Origin of the sequence: Cytobacillus sp. FSL K6-0129 (assembly GCF_038007625.1) — a bacterium.
GTDB lineage: Bacteria > Bacillota > Bacilli > Bacillales > Cytobacillaceae > Cytobacillus > Cytobacillus kochii.
In genome coordinates this window covers 253,217-275,930 of record NZ_JBBOXM010000001.1, presented here as the reverse complement: position 1 = coordinate 275,930, position 22,714 = coordinate 253,217, and the positions used below count along the sequence as shown (strand labels likewise).

The 22,714-nt window shown below is 36.6% G+C and carries 26 protein-coding genes; all 26 read right to left on the bottom strand.

The genetic code is table 11. The features are described 5' to 3' along the window. Nucleotide 1: 1 nt before the first annotated feature. The 26 genes from MHI57_RS01410 to flgB all read right to left on the bottom strand — a co-directional run bounded on the left by MHI57_RS01410 (nt 2) and on the right by flgB (nt 22,514). Nucleotides 2-1,087: a protein-glutamate methylesterase/protein-glutamine glutaminase gene (locus MHI57_RS01410; protein ID WP_307314400.1), complete on the bottom strand. Its 1,086-nt coding sequence runs from the start codon at nt 1,085-1,087 to the stop codon at nt 2-4. After that, nucleotides 1,087-1,959, bottom strand: coding sequence for a MinD/ParA family protein (locus tag MHI57_RS01405; protein ID WP_095369512.1), 873 nt, complete (start codon nt 1,957-1,959; stop codon nt 1,087-1,089). The genes MHI57_RS01410 and MHI57_RS01405 overlap by 1 nt, the downstream gene beginning before the upstream one ends. Further along, entirely contained in the window at nt 1,952-3,082 is a 1,131-nt protein-coding gene (gene flhF / locus MHI57_RS01400; protein ID WP_307314403.1) for a flagellar biosynthesis protein FlhF, read from the bottom strand. Before flhF ends, MHI57_RS01405 begins: the two co-directional genes overlap by 8 nt. Next, on the bottom strand, nt 3,082-5,115 hold the full coding sequence (flhA, locus tag MHI57_RS01395) for a flagellar biosynthesis protein FlhA (protein WP_340974560.1): 2,034 nt from the start codon (nt 5,113-5,115) through the stop codon (nt 3,082-3,084). The genes flhF and flhA overlap by 1 nt, the downstream gene beginning before the upstream one ends. A 73-nt stretch (nt 5,116-5,188) precedes the next feature. Beyond that, entirely contained in the window at nt 5,189-6,274 is a 1,086-nt protein-coding gene (flhB, locus tag MHI57_RS01390) for a flagellar biosynthesis protein FlhB (protein WP_095369515.1), read from the bottom strand. A 4-nt stretch (nt 6,275-6,278) separates the two neighbouring features. Then, nucleotides 6,279-7,055 carry a flagellar biosynthetic protein FliR gene (gene fliR / locus MHI57_RS01385; protein ID WP_095369516.1) on the bottom strand — a complete coding sequence of 259 codons (777 nt, stop codon included), beginning with the start codon at nt 7,053-7,055 and terminating at the stop codon, nt 6,279-6,281. 7 nt (nt 7,056-7,062) lie between these two features. Next, nucleotides 7,063-7,332: a flagellar biosynthesis protein FliQ gene (fliQ, locus tag MHI57_RS01380; protein WP_095369517.1), complete on the bottom strand. Its 270-nt coding sequence runs from the start codon at nt 7,330-7,332 to the stop codon at nt 7,063-7,065. 19 nt (nt 7,333-7,351) lie between these two features. Beyond that, complete coding sequence (gene fliP / locus MHI57_RS01375; protein ID WP_095369518.1) at nt 7,352-8,017, bottom strand: flagellar type III secretion system pore protein FliP; 666 nt, start codon at nt 8,015-8,017, stop codon at nt 7,352-7,354. Further along, a complete protein-coding gene (locus tag MHI57_RS01370; protein ID WP_322909233.1) occupies nt 8,010-8,684 on the bottom strand; it encodes a flagellar biosynthetic protein FliO in 675 nt (224 codons plus the stop codon). The genes fliP and MHI57_RS01370 overlap by 8 nt, the downstream gene beginning before the upstream one ends. A gap of 20 nt (nt 8,685-8,704) precedes the next feature. Beyond that, complete coding sequence (locus MHI57_RS01365; protein WP_095369520.1) at nt 8,705-9,070, bottom strand: response regulator; 366 nt, start codon at nt 9,068-9,070, stop codon at nt 8,705-8,707. A gap of 17 nt (nt 9,071-9,087) precedes the next feature. Beyond that, complete coding sequence (gene fliY, locus MHI57_RS01360; protein WP_322909232.1) at nt 9,088-10,302, bottom strand: flagellar motor switch phosphatase FliY; 1,215 nt, start codon at nt 10,300-10,302, stop codon at nt 9,088-9,090. Next, nucleotides 10,295-11,290, bottom strand: coding sequence for a flagellar motor switch protein FliM (gene fliM, locus MHI57_RS01355; protein WP_095369522.1), 996 nt, complete (start codon nt 11,288-11,290; stop codon nt 10,295-10,297). Before fliM ends, fliY begins: the two co-directional genes overlap by 8 nt. A gap of 69 nt (nt 11,291-11,359) precedes the next feature. Then, nucleotides 11,360-11,773: a flagellar basal body-associated protein FliL gene (gene fliL, locus MHI57_RS01350; RefSeq protein WP_095369523.1), complete on the bottom strand. Its 414-nt coding sequence runs from the start codon at nt 11,771-11,773 to the stop codon at nt 11,360-11,362. Further along, complete coding sequence (locus MHI57_RS01345; protein WP_095369524.1) at nt 11,766-11,990, bottom strand: flagellar FlbD family protein; 225 nt, start codon at nt 11,988-11,990, stop codon at nt 11,766-11,768. The genes fliL and MHI57_RS01345 overlap by 8 nt, the downstream gene beginning before the upstream one ends. Before the next feature lie 43 nt (nt 11,991-12,033). Then, nucleotides 12,034-13,521, bottom strand: coding sequence for a flagellar hook protein FlgE (locus MHI57_RS01340; protein WP_445293191.1), 1,488 nt, complete (start codon nt 13,519-13,521; stop codon nt 12,034-12,036). Between the two features lie 41 nt (nt 13,522-13,562). Beyond that, nucleotides 13,563-14,192, bottom strand: a complete 630-nt coding sequence (flgD, locus tag MHI57_RS01335; RefSeq protein WP_095369526.1) for a flagellar hook assembly protein FlgD — start codon at nt 14,190-14,192, stop codon at nt 13,563-13,565. Nucleotides 14,193-14,204: 12 nt separating this feature from the next. Next, a complete protein-coding gene (locus MHI57_RS01330) occupies nt 14,205-15,518 on the bottom strand; it encodes a flagellar hook-length control protein FliK (RefSeq protein ID WP_340974548.1) in 1,314 nt (437 codons plus the stop codon). A 15-nt stretch (nt 15,519-15,533) separates the two neighbouring features. Beyond that, a complete protein-coding gene (locus MHI57_RS01325; protein ID WP_095369528.1) occupies nt 15,534-16,154 on the bottom strand; it encodes a MotE family protein in 621 nt (206 codons plus the stop codon). Nucleotides 16,155-16,162: 8 nt separating this feature from the next. Further along, nucleotides 16,163-16,606, bottom strand: a complete 444-nt coding sequence (fliJ, locus tag MHI57_RS01320) for a flagellar export protein FliJ (protein ID WP_095369529.1) — start codon at nt 16,604-16,606, stop codon at nt 16,163-16,165. 3 nt (nt 16,607-16,609) lie between these two features. Next, complete coding sequence (fliI, locus tag MHI57_RS01315; protein WP_095369530.1) at nt 16,610-17,929, bottom strand: flagellar protein export ATPase FliI; 1,320 nt, start codon at nt 17,927-17,929, stop codon at nt 16,610-16,612. Then, nucleotides 17,916-18,683, bottom strand: coding sequence for a flagellar assembly protein FliH (fliH, locus tag MHI57_RS01310; RefSeq protein WP_340974544.1), 768 nt, complete (start codon nt 18,681-18,683; stop codon nt 17,916-17,918). Before fliH ends, fliI begins: the two co-directional genes overlap by 14 nt. After that, nucleotides 18,676-19,722 (bottom strand): flagellar motor switch protein FliG, encoded by a 1,047-nt coding sequence (gene fliG / locus MHI57_RS01305; protein WP_095369532.1) that lies wholly within the window; start codon nt 19,720-19,722, stop codon nt 18,676-18,678. The genes fliH and fliG overlap by 8 nt, the downstream gene beginning before the upstream one ends. Further along, a complete protein-coding gene (gene fliF, locus MHI57_RS01300) occupies nt 19,704-21,302 on the bottom strand; it encodes a flagellar basal-body MS-ring/collar protein FliF (RefSeq protein WP_307314433.1) in 1,599 nt (532 codons plus the stop codon). Before fliF ends, fliG begins: the two co-directional genes overlap by 19 nt. 51 nt (nt 21,303-21,353) lie before the next feature. Then, nucleotides 21,354-21,662, bottom strand: coding sequence for a flagellar hook-basal body complex protein FliE (gene fliE / locus MHI57_RS01295; RefSeq protein WP_095369534.1), 309 nt, complete (start codon nt 21,660-21,662; stop codon nt 21,354-21,356). Nucleotides 21,663-21,677: 15 nt separating this feature from the next. Further along, the gene (gene flgC / locus MHI57_RS01290) at nt 21,678-22,121 is read right to left on the bottom strand and encodes a flagellar basal body rod protein FlgC (protein ID WP_095373475.1); all 444 of its coding nucleotides are present in this window, start codon (nt 22,119-22,121) and stop codon (nt 21,678-21,680) included. 3 nt (nt 22,122-22,124) lie between these two features. Continuing rightward, nucleotides 22,125-22,514, bottom strand: a complete 390-nt coding sequence (gene flgB / locus MHI57_RS01285; RefSeq protein WP_095369535.1) for a flagellar basal body rod protein FlgB — start codon at nt 22,512-22,514, stop codon at nt 22,125-22,127. Nucleotides 22,515-22,714 lie beyond the last annotated feature (200 nt).

Here is a 22,714-nt window from a genome sequence, read left to right as displayed (position 1 = left end):
ATTAAACATACTTCAAGATTGTAGATGAGACATTTTGTAACTCTACTACTTCATCAGCTAATCCATTATCAACTATCGCTTTTGGCATCCCGTAAACGATGGCTGTTTCTTTCGATTCGGCAATAATGGTTGTTTTCGTTTTCTCTTTTAACTTTTGTGCTCCCTTTTTTCCATCTACGCCCATTCCGGTCAATACGACAGCTACTTGTCTATAGCCCTGCAATTCACTAAATGAAGCAAACAGCATATCAGCAGATGGACAATGCCCCACTTTTTTCTCCGGTGGTAATAAATGAGCAAAAAGAAAACTGCCTTTTTGATTTATAGTAAAATGTAAGCCGCCTTTAGCAATATAAGCAACACCTTTCTCCAACTTTTCTCCATCTTCTACTTCTTTCACCGTAATATGAGTCATTTGATTCAATCGGTTTGCTAAAGAATGGGTGAAATACGGTGGCATATGTTGGACAATCAGCATTGTTGCATTTATATCCTGCGGAAAACTTTGTAAAATAGATTGAATGGCTCGTGGCCCTCCTGTTGATGCAGCAATTGTAACGAGTAAAGGTTTTTTCTCTTTTAATACTAAATGCTCACCCTTTAGTTCTATATTACTATAATCGGCAGATGTTTTTATGTTTTTGTGAGGTTGTTTTATAGGACTAATTAACGATTTCATGTTTGTTTGTCGTGCTATTTTCACTTTTTCTATTAAATCATGTTTGATTTTATATAAATCTAAGGAAATCGGACCCGATGGCTTTTCTATAAAATCAAATGCGCCATATTTAAATGCTAGTATCGTATGATCTGTACTTACTTTCGCGGCACTAGATAACATGATAACTGGTAGAGGTTTATTTGCCATTATTTTTTGCAGCGCCTCAAGTCCATTCATAATTGGCATTTCAATATCTAGTGTAACGACATCAGGCTGTTTTTGAATCACTTCACGTACGCCCTCTTCACCATTTCTCGCTACACCTATTACTTCTATTAGTGGATCTCCAGATAAAAAATCGGTAATTAGCTTTCTCATAAATGCTGAGTCATCAATTACAACTACCTTTATCTTATTCACACCCATCACCTCCTACTTAAAAGCAAATGTTTTAAACGCTGGATAAAAGAAGTACCGCTTCCTTGTTCCATTCTTTCTATTTCATTTAATAATTGAGAAGTAATGAGTGCTAATTGTTTAGCAGCTTGTCCCTGTCGATCCAATTGGACAAAAGGGACTTGGTGTTGAACGGCTTTTTTCACTTTTTTATCTTCAAACACACATCCTAAATATACAATTTCCAATTGTAAGAACTTCTTTACTACTGCCGAAATACGCTCGTATGCTTCACCAGCTTGCTGTATGTCATCGACGCGATTCATAATCATTGAAAATTGAATATCCGACTGATTTCGGGCAATTTGTTTTATCGCACCATAAGCATCCATTATAGCTGGAGGCTCTGGTGTTGTAACAACAATCACTTCTTTAGAAGATGAAATAAATGAAACAGCTTCCAAACTCATCCCTGCTCCCATATCTAAAATGATGAAATCATATGTCCTTAAAACGACACTTAAATCATCAAGGAAGTTATCCACCTTTTGTTTATCCAGTTGCAATATATTTGAGAGTCCTGAACCACCGGCAATCATATCAATACCTAATGGCCCCTTTTCTATTAACTCATTAAATGAGCGCTTTTCATGAAAATAATCAGCTAAAGTAAATGGAAAAGAACGACCGATTAGAATATCTTGATTCCCCATACCTATATCCATGTCAATTAACAAGACTTTCTTCTGTTGCTCTTTCAATAAAATGGAAAGATTCAAGGATATATTTGACTTCCCCACGCCCCCTTTACCACTAATCACAGAGATGACACGACCTTCTTGATCGATAAAGGGTTGATTATTCCTTAAATGATCACGTAGTTTAGCTGCTTGATCATACATAAGCCGAATCCTTTTTGAGAACGATATTCAAAAATTTTTCCTTTGTCATCTCTTTCAAGTCTTCGGGTACTTCTTGTCCATTTGTCATATAAGCAATCCCTTTTTGAAAACGAAGCACCATTTCTCCTACTGCATTAAGGTTGCTCGTTTCATCTATTTTAGTAAATAGGAAACGGTCAATGTCCATTCTGGTAAATTGCTCATATATCTCTTTCATATCTTCTACTTTTGCAGTAAGTGACAGCACCAGGAACGTCTCAGTCGGAAAATCAGTGGCTTTTGTTACAGAGGAAAGCTCCTTTATATTTTCCTCGAGACGATAATTCCTTCCTGCTGTATCTATAAATATCACATCGTAATGAGCAAACTTTTCTACTGCCTGCTGATAATCTTCGGCAGAATAGCAAACCTCTAGAGGTGCATGGAAAATATCAGCATATGTCCTTAATTGCTCAATAGCAGCAATACGATACGTATCAGTTGTAATAAATGCTACCTGTTTCTTATGTTTTAATACCGCTTCAGCAGCCAGTTTAGCAATGGTAGTTGTTTTCCCAACCCCTGTTGGACCTACCAGTTTAATTAATTTATTGTTAAAAGTAATACCGCCAAATGAAATACCTTCTAGTTTACTAGTCAGATATTCTTCTATCCATTCTGTCACCTTGCTATCACGTAATTGCTCTGATTCTTTATACCATCTCGATAATAGATGGTCTGTCATCTCATTGATAAGAAATGCTGGCAATTCCATATTGTGTAATCGTTCAATCATTGTTTTAACATCTGTTGGCACGGTTTCAGTTTGCCTATGTAAATTGTTTCGCTTTTCTTTCATTAGCCCTTTCACTTCATTCAACTGCGTAATAATTTGTTGCATATTCTCTAACTCACTTGAAGAAGTCTGCGTCTGAAAGGCTGGTGGTTGATCAGATTTCTGCTGCTTTGCCTCAGGGTCGACACCTGCCATAATCTCTAGTTGCTCCTTTTTAAAGAGACCGAGAAATCCCGTTGCTTTTTTAGTTTTTTTCGTTTGTAAAATCATGGCATCTGGTCCTAAATCTTTACGTATTTTCTCTAATCCTTCTGCCATTGTATTAACAGTAAATTTTTTCACTTTCATTATAGATTCACCACTCCAACGCTTTGTACTTCTGCATTAGCTTCTATCTCATTGTAAGAGAGAATAGGCACTTGAGGAAAATACCTTTCCGTCAATTGTCTTACATATAAACGAACAGCAGGTGAACATAAGACCACTGGTGTATGATTCAACATAGAGCTTTGTTCGATTTGGTTTGCCAGAGACTCTAAAATCGTTTGTGTTTGTGTCGGATCTACCGATAAAAAACGCCCCTGTTCTGTTTGTTGAATCCCATCAGCAATAATCTTTTCTACTTTTCCAGATAAAGTAATCACTTTTAACGATTCACCTTCATCATGAAATTGATCAGTGATTTGTCTAGCAAGTGCTTGACGAACATACTCCGTTAATAAATCTGTATCAGTTGTCGATCTAACAGTATCTGCTAAACTTTCAAATATCACTGGTAGATTCTTAATAGAGATGTTTTCTCTAAGTAATTTCGCCAGCACTTTTTGAATATCTCCCGTTGTTAAAGGCGTCGGTGTGACTTCTTCCACCAAAATAGGATAACTTGATTGTAAATGATCGATTAATTGCTTCGTTTCTTGACGACCTATTAACTCATGAGCATTATTTTTGATCACTTCAGTTAAATGAGTGGACACAACTGAGGGGGGATCAACAACGGTATAACCGTAAATTTCAGCTTGCTCTTTCGTGTCTTCATTAATCCATTTAGCTGGTAAACCAAATGAGGGTTCGATTGTATCAATTCCTTCAATAGAATCTTCCTCGACACCTGGACTCATGGCTAGATAATGATCTAACAAAAGCTCCCCTTTGGCCATAACATTCCCTTTTATTTTGAGTCGATACTCATTAGGTTGTAATTGAATATTATCTCTAATGCGAACGACAGGGATGATAATTCCTAACTCTATGGCTAATTGCCTTCTAATCATAACGATTCGATCAAGTAAATCGCCACCTTGATTCCCATCTGCTAATGGGATAAGCCCGTAGCCAAATTCAAATTCTATCGGATCCACATTTAATAGATTAATCACATTCTCAGGGCTTTTCATTTCATCTGTTTGCACTTCTTCTTCAATTTCTTGTAATTGTTCTTTGTCAGGTGCTGGTGTTTTAGAAATAAAATACCCGCCTGCTATTAACAAACCTGCGATAGGAAGTGTTAATAACAAGCCAATCGGTGTAAACACACCTAAGAAAAGAATAGTCGCGCCGGCAATATAGAGCATTTTAGGATATGAAAATAATTGCCCAGTTATATCTGATCCAATATTCCCCTCTGAAGCTGATCTAGTGACAACTAAACCAGTAGCAGTAGACATTAGAAGAGCTGGTATTTGGCTCACTAACCCATCACCAATTGTTAACATAGAAAAATGAGTGGCAGCTTCTCCTATTGGTAAACCTAATTGCGTGACACCAATGATTATTCCAACGATTAGATTAATTAATGTAATAATAATAGACGCAATGGCATCGCCTTTTACAAATTTACTCGCACCATCCATCGCTCCATAGAAATCTGCTTCCCGCCCGATTTTTTCACGACGATTTCTAGCATCTTGTTCAGAGATCATCCCAGCATTTAAATCTGCATCAATACTCATTTGCTTTCCAGGCATTGCATCCAAAGTAAATCTTGCTGCAACCTCAGATACACGCTCAGTCCCTTTTGTAATAACAATAAACTGAACGATTACGAGAATGATGAACACAACTAAACCGACGATTACGTTACCTCCAGTAACAAAGGAACCAAACGTTTCAACAACTTTTCCCGCATCACCTTCGGAAAGGATGGCACGCATCGTAGAGACATTCAACCCGATGCGAAATAAAGTCATTAAAAGAACAAGCGATGGAAATATAGAAAATTCCAGTGCTTCCTTCATACTCATGGCCATGAGTAAAACCATAAGTGCGAGCGCCATATTAATGATAATTAAAATACTTAATAGCCAATGGGGAAAAGGAATGATGAGCATAGCAACAATTAGAATAACGCTCAACAACACCGATAAATCTTTAACAGCCATCTGATTCTCTCCTAACGATATATAAAACAATCTATCTCTCCATCTTTTGATAGATGGTTATTTTTAATAGTTATCATTTCTCCAATTGGTTTTTCACTTTATATACATAAGCTAAAACTTCAGCAACCGCTTTAAAAAACTCTTCAGGTATACTCTCGCCAATATCAACTTGATCATAAAGACCTCTAGCAAGCGGTCTATTCTCTACCATGATTACTTTATGTTCATTAGCGATTAATTTTATTTTCTGTGCGACATGGTCTACCCCTTTAGCTGTAAGAATTGGTGCGTCTGCTTTCGACTCATCATATTTCAAACAGATAGCATAGTGAGTGGGGTTGGTAATGATGACATCTGCTTTTGGCACTTCTTGCATCATTCTTCTTGTCGCCATCTCCCTCTGCCTTTGCTTAATTTTAGATTTAATTAAAGGGTCTCCCTCCGAACTTTTATGTTCATCTTTTATATCTTGCTTTGACATTCGTAAATTCTTTTCATAATCATATTTTTGGTATAAATAATCTAATATTGCTAGAACCAATAACGCTAAGGAAGCAAATATCCCCATTTGGATGGTTAAATCAATGACTGTTTTCATTGCAGCCCCAATTGTTTTTTGTGAGAGAATGAGAATCTCGTCAATTCTTAACCACAAAATCGAAAAAACAACGACGCCAATGATACTAATTTTAAGAATCGATTTTAACATTTCAACGATAGCACGGAGAGAAAAAATTCTCTTAAAGCCTTTAATCGGGTCTAACTTCTCAAGCTTCGGTTCAACTGGTTTTGTCGTAAATAACACGCCAACTTGTATATAATTAGCAATGATTCCTGCGATAAGGGCCACTACCATAATTGGACCTACAATCATAATTAGTTCTTTTAAGATGTCCAATAAAATCTTAAAAACAGATGCTTCCGTTACATCAAGTAATAAATATTCATTAAAAGAATGCTCAAGCATTGTGATGATGGAAGTTTGCAGAAAATCTGCGGCAAAGAAAAAGAACGTAAAAACAGCTAGTAACATAATAGCAGTATTTACATCTTGGCTTTTTGCAACTTGCCCCTTCTTACGATTATCTTGTTTCTTTTTCGGTGTTGCTTTCTCTGTCTTTTCTCCAGCAAAAAGCTGTAAATCGAGTGTGAGAAACATTTTTTTATGCCCCTCCCATCAAGTTCATCAAGCCTCGTAAGAAATACAACATTTCTTCAAACAGTTTTGAAACAACTAACATCATCACACCCATCATAATAAATAAGATGATGAAGCTTACACCAATTTTCAACGGTAACCCGACTACAAAAACATTTAGCTGAGGGAACGTTCGAGCGAGAATCCCTAATGCCACATCAACAAGAAATAAACAGCTGACAACGGGAATAGCCATTTGAAAGGCAATAACAAACATTCTACTAAAAGCTTTCACCATATATTCAGCCATATTAGCATTTCCAAACGCAATCCACGGTTGATCAAGTGGGACATATTGATAACTATAGAAGATTCCGTCTAATAATAAATGATGACCATTGACCGATAATAGAAATAGGAGTGAGATAATGTATAAAAATTGACCCGTTAGCGGACTTTGTGCACCAGTTTGTGGATCAATGACATTCGCTAGAGCAAAACCCATTTGAAAGTCGATAAAACCACCTGCAGTTTGAATCGCCGATAATAATAAATAAGCAAGAAAGCCGATAAACAAACCAACCAATGCTTCTTTAAGAATGAGAAAAATATACATATTGTCTATTTCAAGTAATGGTAAATCGAGTGTAAATACCATAATCCATGCAATAAAAAAGCCAAGCCCTATTTTCATTGTATTAGGAACATTCCTATATGAAAAAATCGGCATCATCACAAAAAATGAGGTAATTCTTACAAATACTAATAGGAAACTTGGAAAATAGTTGAATAATTCTTGCATAATAACTTTAACCTATATACCTTGTTAAATTAGAAAGAATATCACTCGTATAGCTAACCATATAATTTAACATCCATGGTCCAAAGACGACTATACCAACTAACACAGCGACAATCTTTGGCACAAATGCTAGCGTCTGTTCTTGAATTTGTGTTGTTGCTTGAAAGATACTCACAATTAAGCCGACCACTAAAGCTAGTAATAATAATGGTCCGCATACAATTAGTACTGCCATTATCCCCTGCTCGGCGATTGAAATTACGGTTTCCGAAGTCATTTCTCTAACATTCCCTTACTTAAAAACTTTGTAGTAGTGATTTCACTACTAAATACCAACCGTCAACTAACACGAACAATAAAATCTTAAAAGGTAATGAGATCATTACAGGTGGAAGCATCATCATTCCCATCGACATTAATACACTGGCTACGACCATATCAATGACTAGAAAAGGAATAAAAATCATAAAACCAATCTGGAAGGCTGTTTTAATTTCACTAATAGCAAATGCTGGCACTAGTGCTGTTAATGGAATCTCCTCGATAGAAGTAGGCTTTTCAGCTCCTGAATAATCTAGAAATAGCTGTAGATCCTTTTCTCTCGTATGAGCACTCATAAACTCTTTAAAGGGAAGGGAAGCTCTATCATATGCTTCCTCTAGATCAATTTCTTCATTGAATAGGGGTGATAATGCTTGTTCGTTAACCTCATGAAAAGTAGGCGCCATCACAAAAAAAGTTAAAAATAAGGCAAGTCCAATTATCACTTGATTGGGAGGCATAGATTGAGTAGCTAATGCCGTCCTTACGAAAGAGAGAACAATCACGATACGCGTAAAGCATGTCATTAATATTAAAATACTTGGCGCTAAAGAAAGTACTGTTAACATTAGTAACAGTTTAATAGATGTTGAAATATTATCGGGTGAACTGTTATTAAATATCTCCATTACTTCATTCATGTTCGTGTTTACCCTTCTTCAAATTTTCAAGTTGGTCGGAACGTTTTTTTTTCATATCTGCCAGTTGTTTACTAAGAATATCTTGAAAAGATTGGTTCTTAACTTGTTCACTTTCCGACTTCTTCATTATCTTGAAAGGTTGAGTAAGAAACTGTTTTGCTTGCAATGACTGGTCGCCTTGTTCTTCATAATTTTTTAATAAAGTATCCCGCTCTTCTTTATCAGCGACCTCACTGATGAGTTGTACATTTTCACCAACGCCTAGTATATACACTTTTTCACCTATTTTGACGACTTGCACCGAGCGATTTTGACCTAAGGCAGTCCCACCAAGGTGATTAACGACATTGGTTGATTTATAAGAGCGGCTCTTTTTATTAACAAACTTTAACAAGCCATATAACAAGCCAACCACAAACACTGTAGCAAAAATCATCTGAATAAAATCCCAAGCATTTAACCCGACTTCCGTAGTGTCTGCTGTTATTTCTTCTGAGTGTATATTTGGTTCAACCTCATTTTTCTCTGTGGATTTTTCCTCATCCTTCACCATTTCCTCAACACTTCTAGATTCAGCTGACGCAGTCACATGAAGTAACTGCGTCAAAAATAAGCAGGAAATGGCTAGTATACATATTCTTCCTATTACTTGTTTATACATGTTCATTACATCTCACTTCTTACGGCTTATTGATTCAATGTTTTTGAAATCGCCTCGATAACCCTATCTGCTTGAAATGGTTTAACAATAAAATCTTTAGCACCTGCTTGAATGGCATCGATCACCATCGCCTGCTGTCCCATAGCAGAACACATAATAATCTTAGCTTGACTATTAATTTTTTTGATTTCCTTTAATGCTGTGATTCCGTCCATTTCTGGCATGGTAATATCCATTGTAACTAAATCAGGCATTGTTTCTTTGTACTTTTCAACTGCTTGTAAACCATCTGCTGCCTCTCCTACAACCTCAAAACCATTTTTCACCAATATATCTTTAATCATCATTCTCATAAAAGCTGCATCATCGACAATTAATATTTTTTGAGACATTTTCTATTCCTCCTTGGTTACCTTAACTTTTTAAGACGATCTTGTTGACTGATTATTGAAGTGACCCTTACACCGAAGTTTTCATCTATTACAACCACTTCACCTTTTGCTATTAATCTACTATTTATTAAAATATCTACTGGTTCGCCTGCCAATTTATCTAATTCAATAATTGACCCTTGCGTCATATCTAAAATTTCTCTTACAGATCTTTTGGTACGTCCTAATTCGACTGTTAGCTGCAATGGTATATCTAAGAGCATATCCAAATTATTCGTTTGCTTTTCAGCTGGTTGTTGCGAACCAAACTCTAAAAAGTTGGCCGGCTGAATCTGCGCCTGTACCGCTTGTTTTTGCATTGGCTCAGTTGGTGGTTGATAATAATTAGGCTGACTATATGTATCAACATTTTCAGTAGAGCTATGAGGCATATCACTCATTGATAAAGATGAGCTTGTCTCTTCCATCTGTGCAATCTCTTGCGGTTGTACATCACTTACTTTTTGTTGTTCCATTTCCTTGTCACTTTGTTCTTCAGCTGTTGTTTGTAATAACTCTTTCACTAAGCTTTTGGCAAAGTGATAAGGTAATACTTGCATAATATGAGAATCAATTAATTGACCAATGATGATGCGAAAAGAGATTTTCACTAGAGGATCTTCCCTAGGGATCGTTTCTGTCCCTTCACCTGTCGATAAATTCAGTATATCAATTGTCGGAGGAGATATATCCACCCTTTTCGCAAAAATAGTGGACATTGAAGTAGCAGCTGAGCCCATCATTTGATTCATTGCTTCTTGCACCGCACTTAAATGAATATCTCCCATGTCTGGTGATGGTTGACTTCCATCGCCACCAAGCATCAAATCGGCAATGATCGATGCATCATGTTGATTAATAACAAGAATATTCGTTCCCTTGAACCCTTCTGTATAATTCACCTTAATGGCAACATAAGGATGGGGGAATTCTTCAATTAATTTATCATATTCGATAACAGAAACAGAAGGAGTCGTTATTTCTACCTTCTGATTTAATAATGTAGACAAAGCTGTCGTCGAACTACCAAATGAAATATTACCTATTTCTCCAAGAGCATCTTGTTCAATAAGCGTTAGTTCTTGCCCTTTGTCTTGCTCTTCTGGAGCAGAACGAAAAAATGTTTCGTTCTCGTCTCCCGTTCCTTTTAACAATGCATCAATTTCATCTTGTGAAAGCATATCATTACTCATTTTCTTCTTCTCCTTTCACAAAATCCAAAATTTGTACAGCCATTTTTTTATGGACTTTCCCAGGTTGTCCTGTGAATTTTTGAATTTCGCCAACTTTAATCTGCATCGGTTCGTGAATGCCTTGATCCAATTCAATCACATCACCAATTGTTAAATCTAAGAAATCTTCAATACTAATATCCGTCGATCCTAATTCACATACAACGGGAATACTGGCCATCTCAATATTTTTTGTTAATCGTTCTATCTCTTCAGGCTCTCTGTTCTTTACATCTGATTCAATCCAATATCTTACTGATAACTTTGGCATAATGGCTTCTAATGCCACATGCGGGATACAAATGTTGATCATTCCACTTGCCTCGCCTATTGTGGCAGTGAGAGATATTACGACAACTGTTTCATTAGGTGAAACCATCTGCAAGAATTGGGGATTGACTTCAAAATCTGCATAACTTGGCTCGATGTCTATTACATTGCTCCAAGCCTCTTTCAAGAGAAGAAAAGCTTTCGAAAACGTATTAGACATAATCTTTGTTTCTATCTCTGTTAGGTTTTCTACTTTATTTAAGCTAGATCCTTTGCCACCCATCATGCGATCCATTAATGCGTATGCGATATTGGGATTTACTTCGATCAATATTTTTCCATCAAGTGGTGGAACATCGAAAACATTAAGGATTGTCATTTTAGGAACTGAACTAATAAACTCTTCATACGGAATTTGATCAGTAGATGTCACCGAAATTTGCGCATAAGTTCTTAATTGTGCTGAAAAGTACGTTGTTAATAACCGAGCAAAATTTTCATGAATCCTTGTTATGCTTCTAATTTGATCTTTAGAGAACCTAAGAGCACGTTTAAAATCATATGTTTTAATTTTGCGCTCACTCTGTTCCTTTTTCAGTTGATCAGCGTCCATCTCTCCAGTTGAAAGGGCTGATAGAAGCGCATCTATTTCACTTTGCGATAAAACTTCTCCTGGCAAAAAAGTCACCTCCATATCTTTGAATTAAACTCTTATTTTTAAAAGATGAGTAATCTGTCAGCAATTATGTTATTGGAGGATTGATTCAGTTATATAGATTTTTTCAATTTTGCCCGATTCCATCAGGTCATTTATTTTTTTTGTTAAATTTTTCTGTAATAATAGTTGACCATCTTTACCTCTTAAATCATCTGCTTGCATTTCTGATAACTCTTGGATCATTAAGTTCTTCACTTGGAAATCTCTTTTCTCTAACTCTTCTTTCGCCTTTTTACTCTCCACTTGGATAGTAAAAGATATCCGTATATAATCGTCACTTGCTAGATTTGTCGTAATCTGGTCAATAGAGACAGTGCGTTCAAGAATATCATCAATAGAAGACTCGTTTGCATCCTTCGCAAATACATCCGTAAAGTAAAATAACGAACCACTAATTACTAGTAACAATGACAGAATTCCAACGATGAGCCATTTTTTATTCATCTTCACCGTTCTCCTCCCACATAGAATGAGCTTTAATCATACCAACAGCCTGGTAGAACTGCTGAATACTTTCCACTACTTCTAATTCATTTTCCTTCACAACATACTTTTTACCATTGGTAAGTGTGATTGTTGTATCAGGAAATGATTCGACTGTTTCGATATAAAACGCATTTAACCTAAACGATTGACCATTTAATCTCGATAATTTTATCAATTTATTGTAATAGGCAAACCAAAGCTTGCCTAAACCTCCCTTTTTAACGTTTCAAGTTAACTAGTTCTTGAAGAATCTCATCAGACGTCGTAATAATTCTTGTATTTGCTTGGAAGCCTCTTTGGGCAGTAATCATTTCAGTAAATTCTTCTGATAAATCAACATTAGACATTTCAAGTGATCCTGCTGCTAAGCTCCCTCTTCCGTCACCTGCCATACCAATATTAGCCACACCTGAGTTGGCAGAAGCTTGATAAAGGTTATTACCAGCTTTTGTTAACCCTGAGCTATTGCTAAATTTGGCTAAAGCGATCGTTCCAAGAATATCGATAAGACCATTTGAATAGACACCATTAATTTCACCAGATGCACCAATATTGAAGCTTTCCAGTTTCCCTTCCGTATAACCATCAGGAAATACATTGGCATTCGATGCTCCTTCTACTTGTGTAAGTGCAGAAAAATCAAGATTAACTAATAATTGACTTTCATCTTCATCCGTTGCCATATTATCTGTTACACCTGAAGGAACTGGTATTCTAATACCTTCTTTTAACGCATCAGCACCTACGATTTGTCCATTGGCATCAAAGCTTAATGTAAGATTATCCTCAGGTTGGGTTGGTGCCGTAACATTAAACGTCCAAGTACCATCTTCTTTCACATTTGATACATCAATTTGTAAGCCATGGGCGGATAAGACGCCATTCTTAACTTGAGACGCATTTACAGTTACATCACCATCAGGTGTTGAAATCGTATATACATCATCTTTTAACTCAACTTCCCAATCTCCTGTTTGTGTCCCCATGTAACCTTCTGGATTTTTCACACTAATATTTCCAGCGTCTTCATCTGGATTTGTGATCGTACCAACAGAAGATGGTTTTGGCTCTTCATTAAAAAAGACACCCCAGCTATTGTCGCCCATCTTTTTAAAGTAAACAGTTGACGCATGGGCATTACCATTGCTATCAATTGTTTTTATTTGTTGATTAAATACCGTTCCAATATTCGCATCTTTTGCTAGATTTCCTTGAACTGTGATTGATTCTGTTGTCACTGCAGGAAGGGTGGCATTCACATTTACAACCACATCACCTAATACACCGTTGCTATTATATGCCTGTACTTTTAACCCCTCACTATTCACTAGACTGCCATCATCATCCAAATAAAAATTACCTGCACGCGTATAATACTGGGCCCCACCTTGCTGAACGATAAAGTAACCATCTCCTTCAATGCCCAAATCCAATGCTCTACCGGTCGTTTGCATACTCGATCCAGAGTGAATAACATCGATCGTAGCCAAAGTAGACCCTAGGCCAACTTGTGTTGCATTTCGCCCACCACGTAATTCTGTCGGTGAGGATGGACCAGCCACCATTTGATTCATTGCATCTTTAAATGTGACTCTACTCTTCTTAAAACCAGCTGTATTAACATTGGCGATATTATTACCAATTACATCTAATTTTGTTTGAAAATTCTTCATTCCACTGATCCCTGAATACATTGAGCGTAGCATTGCATTTCCTCCTTTAAATCATCAAATATATCATTTCGCTTTTATTCAATTTTCATAATTTGCTGTGGGGTAATTAATTTTTCAGAACCTGAAATATGAAAATATGTTTGTCCATCTTTAAAGGACACTGACTCCACTTTAGCTATTTGATTTTCCCCTTGATCATCCTGATAAGTAATTTCTTTTCCGATTAATAAACTAGATTGAACTAATGTATTCTCATCAATCGTTGGCTGATTTAGTTCAGAAATATTACTTGGTGATAACTCGGTTCCATCTTCAAGAATAAATGTGACAGTAGAATCTTTGAACTGTATGGAAGCAACTTTTCCAGTTCCTTGCTCAACTTCCACATTAGCCTCATTAGTATTTAATTTATGCCAAGTAATCTCTTTACCTACAAATTGAGAATAAGATAGTAATTGGTTCTGCTCTTGAATGTTGATCATTTCTTCCATACTTGTTGTCAAATTAGTCATTTGTTCTAAAGAAGAAAACTGAGCCATTTGTGATATAAATTCTTTATCATCCATCGGGCTTGTTGGGTCTTGATTTTGAAGTTGAACCATTAATAATTTTAAGAAGTCATCTTTGCCTAATGTATTGCTATTATTGGTATTGGCTGCTTGTGATTGTGATAGCAATAAAGAAGAATCAATACTGTTTGTCATATAACTTACCACCTAAACCTTTAGATTTAATAATTCTGCTTCTAATTCATCGAAGAAAGAGGTTGCTTTATCCTCTTGTTCTTCTCTTCGGTTATGACCATCACCATCTTGATTTGGTTGATTCTTCTCTCTTTGACTGAACGATTCCTCTGCATGCTTTTGTTCTAAGGAGGTTTGATAAATTTCGATCTTATCGACATTGATATTTTGTGAATGAAATGCTTGTCTGAGAGTTTGTGCGCTAGATTCAAATGCATCTTTGGCTGCCTGTGTACTTGCAATAATTCTAGCAATCATCACTTGATCTTTTTGGACAATTTCTATCTTCAATGTGCCTAAATGTTCTGGTGTGAGTTGTATGCTCAGTTTTTGTATCCCATTAACAGTCGTAAATTTGGCACGGGATAAGGTATTCTCAAACTGTTTTACTAATTGTTCTGCCGGAATTGGTTTACCATTTTGTAGAATATGTAATTGCAAAGTATCGTTCTTAGAGATTGCAACCGGATTTGTAGGAACTTGCACAGTCTTTATATCCGGATTTTGATCCTCTATTCCTTTACTAATTGTTGAAAGTATTTCCACTTCTGTTTCCATTTGCTTCTGCTCACTATTTATTAACGTCATGCTTAGTGGTGAATGATTGACCAACTGTTGTGTTCGAAGTTGTGTCTCTCGGGCTTTTAAAGAAATGGATTGAGGTATCGGTACAACTGCTTCGTTTTCTAGTATTTTCACGATGTCTTTTACGAGTCCAGCTAATTGTTGTTGATTAAATGGTGATGGTTCCGTTTGTTGATTCATCATTTGCACAAGCTTTATTGTTTGGAAGACGGCTTTGTTCTGAGTGATAAGGTCAGTTGTTTGTGTTTGTGTTTGCGCACGCCCACCTTCCACTACTGAAACTAACTTTGAAAGAAAATTCTCTCTAGCTTCTGCCGTTTGAAGATCTATAGAAATATCATCTTGATTTTTCAACAATGACTGGATATGAGTAAAAATCAATTCCATCTCTTCTTCTTCAATGTTTAATAACTGACTAGCCTTTTCTACAACTAGCGGTTCATCTCGTAAGTCGATATACATAAACGATTGCCATTCTTCCGGCAAATCTTCCCACTCTAATACTCCGAGAAGAGAAAGCAAATCATCTTGCTTTGTAACTGCATCTTTCGTGACGTCGCTATTCGAACTGACCGTTTCCACAGTTGACAGAACACTCCCTAAAAATTGAGCGAAATCGCCTTTCCCCACCTTCTCATTAGCTGATACTTCTTTAGTAGATTGATGGTTATTATTTATAGGTAACAGTGACATGAGTTCCATGAAACATCTCCCTCTTTATTCAGCGGCTTTCTCATCGTCATCTGTGGTAGAAGTATTTTCTACAGACGCTGTTACCAGGCTTGTAAATGAAGCAGCTTTTGTTGGTTCCATTTTTGCCAGTATATCAGCAAGTACTTCAGGTTTTACCTCTGCCAGGATTCGCACCGCTTCTTCTTCATTCATATTAGATAAAATAGGCGCAGCTTTTTTAGCAGCCATTTCTTCATAAGTTTTAATAATGTCACTAAAAGCCCGCTTATTCTCTTCTTTCATTAAAACTAATTCGTCTACTCTATTTTCTAATCGTGTTTTTTCTTGGCTTGCTTTATTTAATTCATTGTCTTTACTTTCTACTTGATTTTGCAGTTGCTCAATTCTTGCCTCACGGTCATTGACCTCTGCCTCTAGTTCGATCAGTCTATTTTCCATTGTTTGCATCATTTCTGTTTGATCTTCTTCAAAAAGGGTAGATAGAACAGGAACATTTTGACCATACTTTTTCGCCACTTCAAAGATGTTATATCCACTTACAGTTAGGATTAATAATCCAATTGCGATAAGTCCAATTAAAGTGGTGGCAATGATCATAAATATCTTAATGACCGGTCTAGACCTTTTCTCTTTGTGACTTTCCATCTTATCACCTAAAGTTCTTTATGGATAAATTGCTGGATTGAAATATCATCCATTTCAATATTTTCTAATCTCTTCATTTCTGATACGTATTGCATCTTCTTCTTATCTTTAATGACTTCATATTTCTTGTACTCTGTCATTTTTTCTGCAAGCTTTTCTTGATAATAATACATTTGTGTACGAGCATTCATTACTCTTTTTTGATAATGACTAATTGTCTTTTCTAAATTCGAAATAAACTGTTGCTGATAACGCATTTCCACTACTTGTAAACCACTAACTAGTCTTTCAGATTGCAATCTATCTAGATCTTCTTTTTTCTTTAGCAATTCATATAGTTTGGTCGCAGCTTCTTCAAAACGTCTCGTCGCTTGATTATAAATATCCAAAGCTTCATCTTTTTCACGTTCTTTTACATGCATAATTTTCTCAAACTTATATTTAAAAGACATTTGTTACTGTGCTCCTTCTCCAACTAGCGCAAATAGTTGTTCAATTCCATCATCAATCGTCACTTTTTCATCCGTTTGTTGTTTAAGAAAATTTAAAATTTGTGGATATAAAGCAATCGCTCGATCTATTTCTTGTGATGACCCTTTCTTATATGCACCGATATTAATTAAATCCTCTGATTGCCTATAAGTACTAAGTGATTCTCTTAAGCTCTCAGCTGCTTTTATATGCCTCTTACTACTAATTTGATTCATTACACGACTGATACTTTTGAGTACATCTACAGCAGGATATTGTCCTTTATTAGCGAGTTCTCTATCTAACACATAATGACCATCCAATATACCTCTCACAGTATCAGCAATTGGTTCATTCATATCATCACCATCAACAAGCACTGTATAAAAGGCAGTGATAGAGCCCTCTATGGAGGTGCCAGTTCTCTCTAACAGCTTAGGTAAAACAGAAAAAACTGATGGCGTATAGCCTTTTGTTGTCGGAGGTTCGCCAATTGCTAAACCTATCTCCCGTTGTGCCATTGCTACCCGAGTAACAGAATCCATTAGCATCATAACCTTCATGCCTTTGCTACGAAAATACTCTGCAATGGCTGTCGCTGTATAGGCACCTTTTATTCTCATTAATGGCGGTTGATCCGAGGTAGCTACAATGACAATTGAACGTTTTAATCCTTCAGGACCAAGATCTCTCTCGATAAACTCACGGACTTCTCTTCCTCTTTCACCAATTAAAGCGATGACATTAATGTCTGCTTTTGTATTTCTGGCAATCATGCCGAGTAGAGTGCTTTTACCAACACCACTACCTGCAAAAATGCCCACTCTTTGGCCGTTACCAACTGTTAGTAAACTATCAATCAACCGAACGCCTACTTCAATTGGTTCGCTAATGGGTGGTCGCAAGAGAGGATTTGGTGGCTCTTGTTCTGTTGGCACCTCTCTTAATCCTTTTGGAAGTAGAGACCCGTCTAATGGTTGTCCCAAGGAATCAAGGACATTCCCTACAAGAGAAGTCCCAACTTTAATTTCTAACGGTTTTCCTGTTGTTTCTACTAAACTACCAGGTGATATATCAGTAACTGTTGTATATGGCATAAGAATAATATTCTCATCTTTAAATCCGACCACTTCTGCACGTATCTTCCTACTCTTCTTACCTTGCACATGAATATAGCAAACATCACCAATGGAACTAACCGGCCCTTGAGATTCAATCATTAGGCCAACAACTCTCTTGACCCTCCCGTATTTTTTGAAACTATCTGTATCATGAATTTCCTCTAATAACTTATCCAAGTTCATGATGGGCCTCCAACCATTCTGATAGTCTTTCTTTGATCTCGTCTATTTGACTTTTACATGTGGCATCAATTCGACCATTATCTGAATCAATTACACAATCTACTACAGAAAGTTCTTCATCGGGAAGGATATACAGGCCAGCTTCAACAGGTAACATTGCCTTAAGTTCATCCTTATAACTTAATAACTCTAGATATTTATCAGGATGAACAATAAGTTTAATGTTTTTGTAATGCTTTGCTTCTCTTAATGCGTTTTTTACATAAGATTGATAGTGCTCCGAATGATGAGTTAATTCCGTGGCAATGATTTTTTCTGCTACATTCATACTAATCGTTAATATCGTTCGGTCCGCTGACTGAATAGTTTCTTCATAATCAGTTTTTGCTGCATTAATTATCTCTTTTACTTCTGCTAATCTAGAGGTATATGAGTTAAATCCATCTTCTTTACCTTTACTCATCCCGGTGAGGTAACCTTCCTCATATGCCTCTTTACGTACCAATTCTTGTTCTTCTTTTGCCTTTTCCTTTTCTTCTTGAACTGTTTGATATATGCGATCAGCATGCTGATTTGCCGATTGGATAATTTCTTCCGCTCTCTTCTCTGCTTCATTAATCACCTGGTCATAATAGGCAGACATCTGCTGTGATGGATGATCCTCTGATTGTTTAAACATCGGCCGAATAGAGATTGTTATTTGCTCCTCTTCGCTTAAGTAATCGTGAGTAGAATGTTTAAATAACCTAGACAATAATATCATCCCCTCCGCCTCTAGCGACGATGATTTCCCCAGCTTCTTCCAGTCTGCGTACAATTGCGACAATTCTTGATTGTGCTTCTTCGACTTCTCGAAGTCGAACTGGTCCTAAAAATTCCATTTCCTCTTTAAATGTATCTACAGTACGCTGTGACATATTTTTATAAATAATCTCTTTTACTTCTTCACTAGACACTTTCAAAGAAAGCATGAGATCTTCACTTGCACAATCTCTTATCACTCGTTGAATGGCTTTATTATCAAGCGTAACAATATCCTCAAACACAAACATTCTTTTCTTTATTTCTTCAGCTAAATCTGGATCTTGAATTTCTAATGCATCAAGAATCGTACGTTCAGTTGAGCGATCCACGCCATTGAGCACTTCTACTACAGACTCGACTCCACCAGTTTGCGTATAATCTTGTGTAACAGTAGCGGACAGCTTTCTTTCTAAAATTTGTTCGACCTCATTAATAATTTCAGGAGAAGTGCCATCCATTACTGCGATTCTTCTAGCAATATCTGCTTGCGTATTTTGAGGTAATTCCGACAGTATTTGACCAGCCTGCTGTGGTTCTAAATAGGAAAGAATTAACGCAATGGTTTGCGGATGTTCATTCTGAATAAAATTCAATATTTGTGTTGGGTCCGCTTTTCTGGCAAAATCGAATGGTCTCACTTGAAGCGAGGAAGTTAAACGATTTATTATCGCTGTTGCTTGCTCGTTTCCTAATGCCTTTTCGAGCACAGTCTTCGCGTATCCGATACCCCCTTGCGCAATGTAATCTTGAGCAAGAGCGATTTGATGAAATTCATCTAGCACTTCTTCTTTTGCCTCAGTGTCTACTTTTCTTACACCGGATATTTCTAAAGTCAACTTTTCAATTTCTTCTTCACTTAAATGCTTATACACATTAGAAGCAATATCTGGACCTAAAGATATTAATAAAATGGCTGCTTTTTGCCGTCCTGAAAGATTTTTCTTCTCCCTTTTCACGCTTGACTGGCCTCCTAATCTTCCGTAATCCATGTTCTTAGGAGCTTGGCAAAGTCTTCCGGTTTCTCTTTAGCTAGCTTCTCTAATTGCTTGATTCGGATGCTTGCCTCTGTTTCCTTTTCCTGATGTACATCAGGAATAGAATCATTTAATTGCTCTTCCACTTCATACTCTACAATATCTTCTTCTTTCTCTTTTTTATTACGTAAGAATAACCATAGTAATAATATAATTACCAATAATAGTAACCCTACAACCAAATATATCCACCAAGGAATCGTTCCTGTTTCTTCATTTGGAAACTCAACTTTTCCATTGAACTCTTGAACGGAGACAGCTATTTTATTTTGTAGCTCTTCATCGGTTAACGTTTCATCCAATGTGTCTTTATCGATGGATGTACGGATAATGGTTGATAAGATTTGCGTTATATCATTAATCCGATCTTGTGGCAATGAATTTGGATTATTAGCATCAGGTGGTTCCACCATTACTTGAATGCCCAAATCCCTTACTTTATATGGGCTTTCAACAATTTCTTTTCTTATTCTGTTTACTTCATTATTAATTGTTTCTTCTATTTTTTCATAATCGCCGTTGCTATTTGAACCTTCAACATAAGAAGAGCCGAGTGCATCCGCACCATCTTCACTTTGCGGGATACCTCCTTCTGTATCTCCATTCCCTGTAAAGGTTTCTGTTAGCTTTTGTGCACTAATGGCTATTCCTTCCATATTCTCTTCATCTACTGGTTCGACAAGATTTTCTTCTCTATTCTCTTGTGTGAAATCGACATCTGCTGTAACAGACACCACTACTTTTTCTTGACCCATTAATGTAGCTAGCATCGTTTGCACTTGACGTTGGATATCCTTTTCGATTTCTTTTTTTATTTCATGTTGTACAGCAAATTGATTGCCTGTCGAAAATTCTTCACTGTTTTTCAAATCAAAGTACTCAAAGTTTTGATTAGTTATGACGATATTATCAGTAGGTAAATTAGGTACACTTTTAGACACTAAATGATAGAGTGCTTGGATTTGTTGATTTTCAAATTTATAACCTGGATCCGTGTTTAAAACGATAGACGCCGATGCTTGTTCCTCTGTTTCATTTAAAAACACACCAGATTCAGGCATGTTTATCATGACTTTAGCGTTGTTAATACCATCAATACCTTTCATTAACTCTGCTAATTCAGACTGCATCGCATCTAGCTTCATCACGTCAAATTCATTTTCCGTCATCCCGATTCCAGCATTTTGACTAAAAAATGAGTAATCAATATTACCGCTATCTGGGATTCCTTCTGCAGCTAGCTCTACCATGAGGCTATCTACTTGTTCTTCTGGTACTTTAATAGCTGTACCACCTTCAACGATTTCTGACTTAATCCCCTTAGCATCTAAATTTTCCTTTATACTGCCTGTTTCTGAGGGTGTCAGGTTACTATATAGTGGGACTAAGGTGGTTCTGGTCGAAAGAAAAACAATGATACTAATACCAATGATTAATAATAACGGAGCACCGATTATTAAAGCCTTTTGCCCCTTTGTTTTCGCATCCCAGAACGTTCTCACCTTTGTACCATATGCTTGCAAAGAATCTTTCATCTAAAAATCCCCCGATGGTCCTTGGTTATTCATTAGACGAGAATGCATGATTTACACTTGCATTCTCATCATCTCTTGATATGCTTCGACTGCCTTGTTACGCACTTCTAGTGTTAAAGACATGGATACACTCGCTTTTTGAGCGGTGATCATTACGTCGTGGAGATCAACATCCTGCCCCGTAGCAAGCTTTGTCGTCATTTCATCCGATGCTATTTGCCTTTCATTTACACTACCAATTGCATTTTTCAAAGCCGAAGCAAAGCTATTATGTGCATCACTCGGTGTAATCTCTTTTACATTTTGAGCATTATTCGGACTATTTGTATGTACGACGGGAGAGAAGCTATTAATATTCATCTCTTAGTCTCCTTCTTATTTACCTATTTCCAATGCCTTCAAGAGCATATTCTTATTCGCATTAAATACAGTGACGTTTGCTTCATATGAACGTGTTGCACTCATCAAATCTACCATTTCTCTTAATGGATCCACATTTGGCATTTCTACATACCCTTCTGCGTTAGCATCAGCATGAGATGGATTATAGACGAGTTCAAAAGGTGTTTCATCTTCAACAATTCTCGTTACCTTTACACCATTACCTGTTTGACTTTTTTCATTTATTGCCGTTTGTAAAAATGATGAAAAGCCGTTATCTTTCGCTTGAAGCACGACGGATTTTCTCCTATAAGGGTCTTCCCCAGTCACGCTGCGAGTAGAATCAGCATTCGCCATATTTGAAGAGATGACATCCATCCTTAACCTTTGCGCTGTCAGTGCGGAAGCTGTTGTATCCAAACTATGAAAGATAGTCATCAATTATCTACCTCCCTTAATTACGTTTTCAAGTCCATTAAACTTACTACTCATGCGATCAACCAATGCGTTATATTGAATTTGGTTTGCTGCAAGCTCTGACATTTCTTGATCCATATCTACGCTGTTACCACTTTCGTTATATGTTACATTTTTCTTCGTTAAGACTGTGGTATTTAAATTAGATGGCGTCAAATCAAAATGCCTTTCATCCGTTTTATATGTATTCATGTTAGATAATGCGGAATCAAAAGCAGATTTGAAGCTTACATCCTTCGCTTTATATCCTGGGGTGTCAACATTCGCGATATTTTGCGAGATCACCTTTTGTTTTGTCGATGTTTGTTGAATTGCGTTTTCAATAATCGACATGGATTGTGAGAAGACTTTCACAAACTTCACCTCGTTTTTTCCAAAATTCTCCCCAATTAGCACTTACTAATAAATTCATCTATCATCATTGTAAAGAATATGAAATAATAAGTCTATGACCTAGAAGGGTTTTTTGGTAATTCTTTTGTCCTATTTTCGACATTTTTCTTCCTAGGTAAAAATACGCTTCATTTTTCCGTTTTTTTTAAAACGCTATTCAT

Bases quoted from the DNA above. Each gene is read 5' to 3' on its own strand.
- MHI57_RS01410 (WP_307314400.1), bottom strand. From the start codon at position 1,087: ATGGGTGTGAATAAGATAAAGGTAGTTGTAATTGATGACTCAGCATTT.
- MHI57_RS01405 (WP_095369512.1), bottom strand. From the start codon at position 1,959: ATGTATGATCAAGCAGCTAAACTACGTGATCATTTAAGGAATAATCAA.
- flhF (WP_307314403.1), bottom strand. From the start codon at position 3,082: ATGAAAGTGAAAAAATTTACTGTTAATACAATGGCAGAAGGATTAGAG.
- flhA (WP_340974560.1), bottom strand. From the start codon at position 5,115: ATGGCTGTTAAAGATTTATCGGTGTTGTTGAGCGTTATTCTAATTGTT.
- flhB (WP_095369515.1), bottom strand. From the start codon at position 6,274: ATGTTTCTCACACTCGATTTACAGCTTTTTGCTGGAGAAAAGACAGAG.
- fliR (WP_095369516.1), bottom strand. From the start codon at position 7,055: ATGCAAGAATTATTCAACTATTTTCCAAGTTTCCTATTAGTATTTGTA.
- fliQ (WP_095369517.1), bottom strand. From the start codon at position 7,332: ATGACTTCGGAAACCGTAATTTCAATCGCCGAGCAGGGGATAATGGCA.
- fliP (WP_095369518.1), bottom strand. From the start codon at position 8,017: ATGAATGAAGTAATGGAGATATTTAATAACAGTTCACCCGATAATATT.
- MHI57_RS01370 (WP_322909233.1), bottom strand. From the start codon at position 8,684: ATGAACATGTATAAACAAGTAATAGGAAGAATATGTATACTAGCCATT.
- MHI57_RS01365 (WP_095369520.1), bottom strand. From the start codon at position 9,070: ATGTCTCAAAAAATATTAATTGTCGATGATGCAGCTTTTATGAGAATG.
- fliY (WP_322909232.1), bottom strand. From the start codon at position 10,302: ATGAGTAATGATATGCTTTCACAAGATGAAATTGATGCATTGTTAAAA.
- fliL (WP_095369523.1), bottom strand. From the start codon at position 11,773: ATGAATAAAAAATGGCTCATCGTTGGAATTCTGTCATTGTTACTAGTA.
- MHI57_RS01340 (WP_445293191.1), bottom strand. From the start codon at position 13,521: ATGCTACGCTCAATGTATTCAGGGATCAGTGGAATGAAGAATTTTCAA.
- flgD (WP_095369526.1), bottom strand. From the start codon at position 14,192: ATGACAAACAGTATTGATTCTTCTTTATTGCTATCACAATCACAAGCA.
- MHI57_RS01330 (WP_340974548.1), bottom strand. From the start codon at position 15,518: ATGGAACTCATGTCACTGTTACCTATAAATAATAACCATCAATCTACT.
- MHI57_RS01325 (WP_095369528.1), bottom strand. From the start codon at position 16,154: ATGGAAAGTCACAAAGAGAAAAGGTCTAGACCGGTCATTAAGATATTT.
- fliJ (WP_095369529.1), bottom strand. From the start codon at position 16,606: ATGTCTTTTAAATATAAGTTTGAGAAAATTATGCATGTAAAAGAACGT.
- fliI (WP_095369530.1), bottom strand. From the start codon at position 17,929: ATGAACTTGGATAAGTTATTAGAGGAAATTCATGATACAGATAGTTTC.
- fliG (WP_095369532.1), bottom strand. From the start codon at position 19,722: ATGGATTACGGAAGATTAGGAGGCCAGTCAAGCGTGAAAAGGGAGAAG.
- fliF (WP_307314433.1), bottom strand. From the start codon at position 21,302: ATGAAAGATTCTTTGCAAGCATATGGTACAAAGGTGAGAACGTTCTGG.
- fliE (WP_095369534.1), bottom strand. From the start codon at position 21,662: ATGAATATTAATAGCTTCTCTCCCGTCGTACATACAAATAGTCCGAAT.
- flgC (WP_095373475.1), bottom strand. From the start codon at position 22,121: ATGACTATCTTTCATAGTTTGGATACAACAGCTTCCGCACTGACAGCG.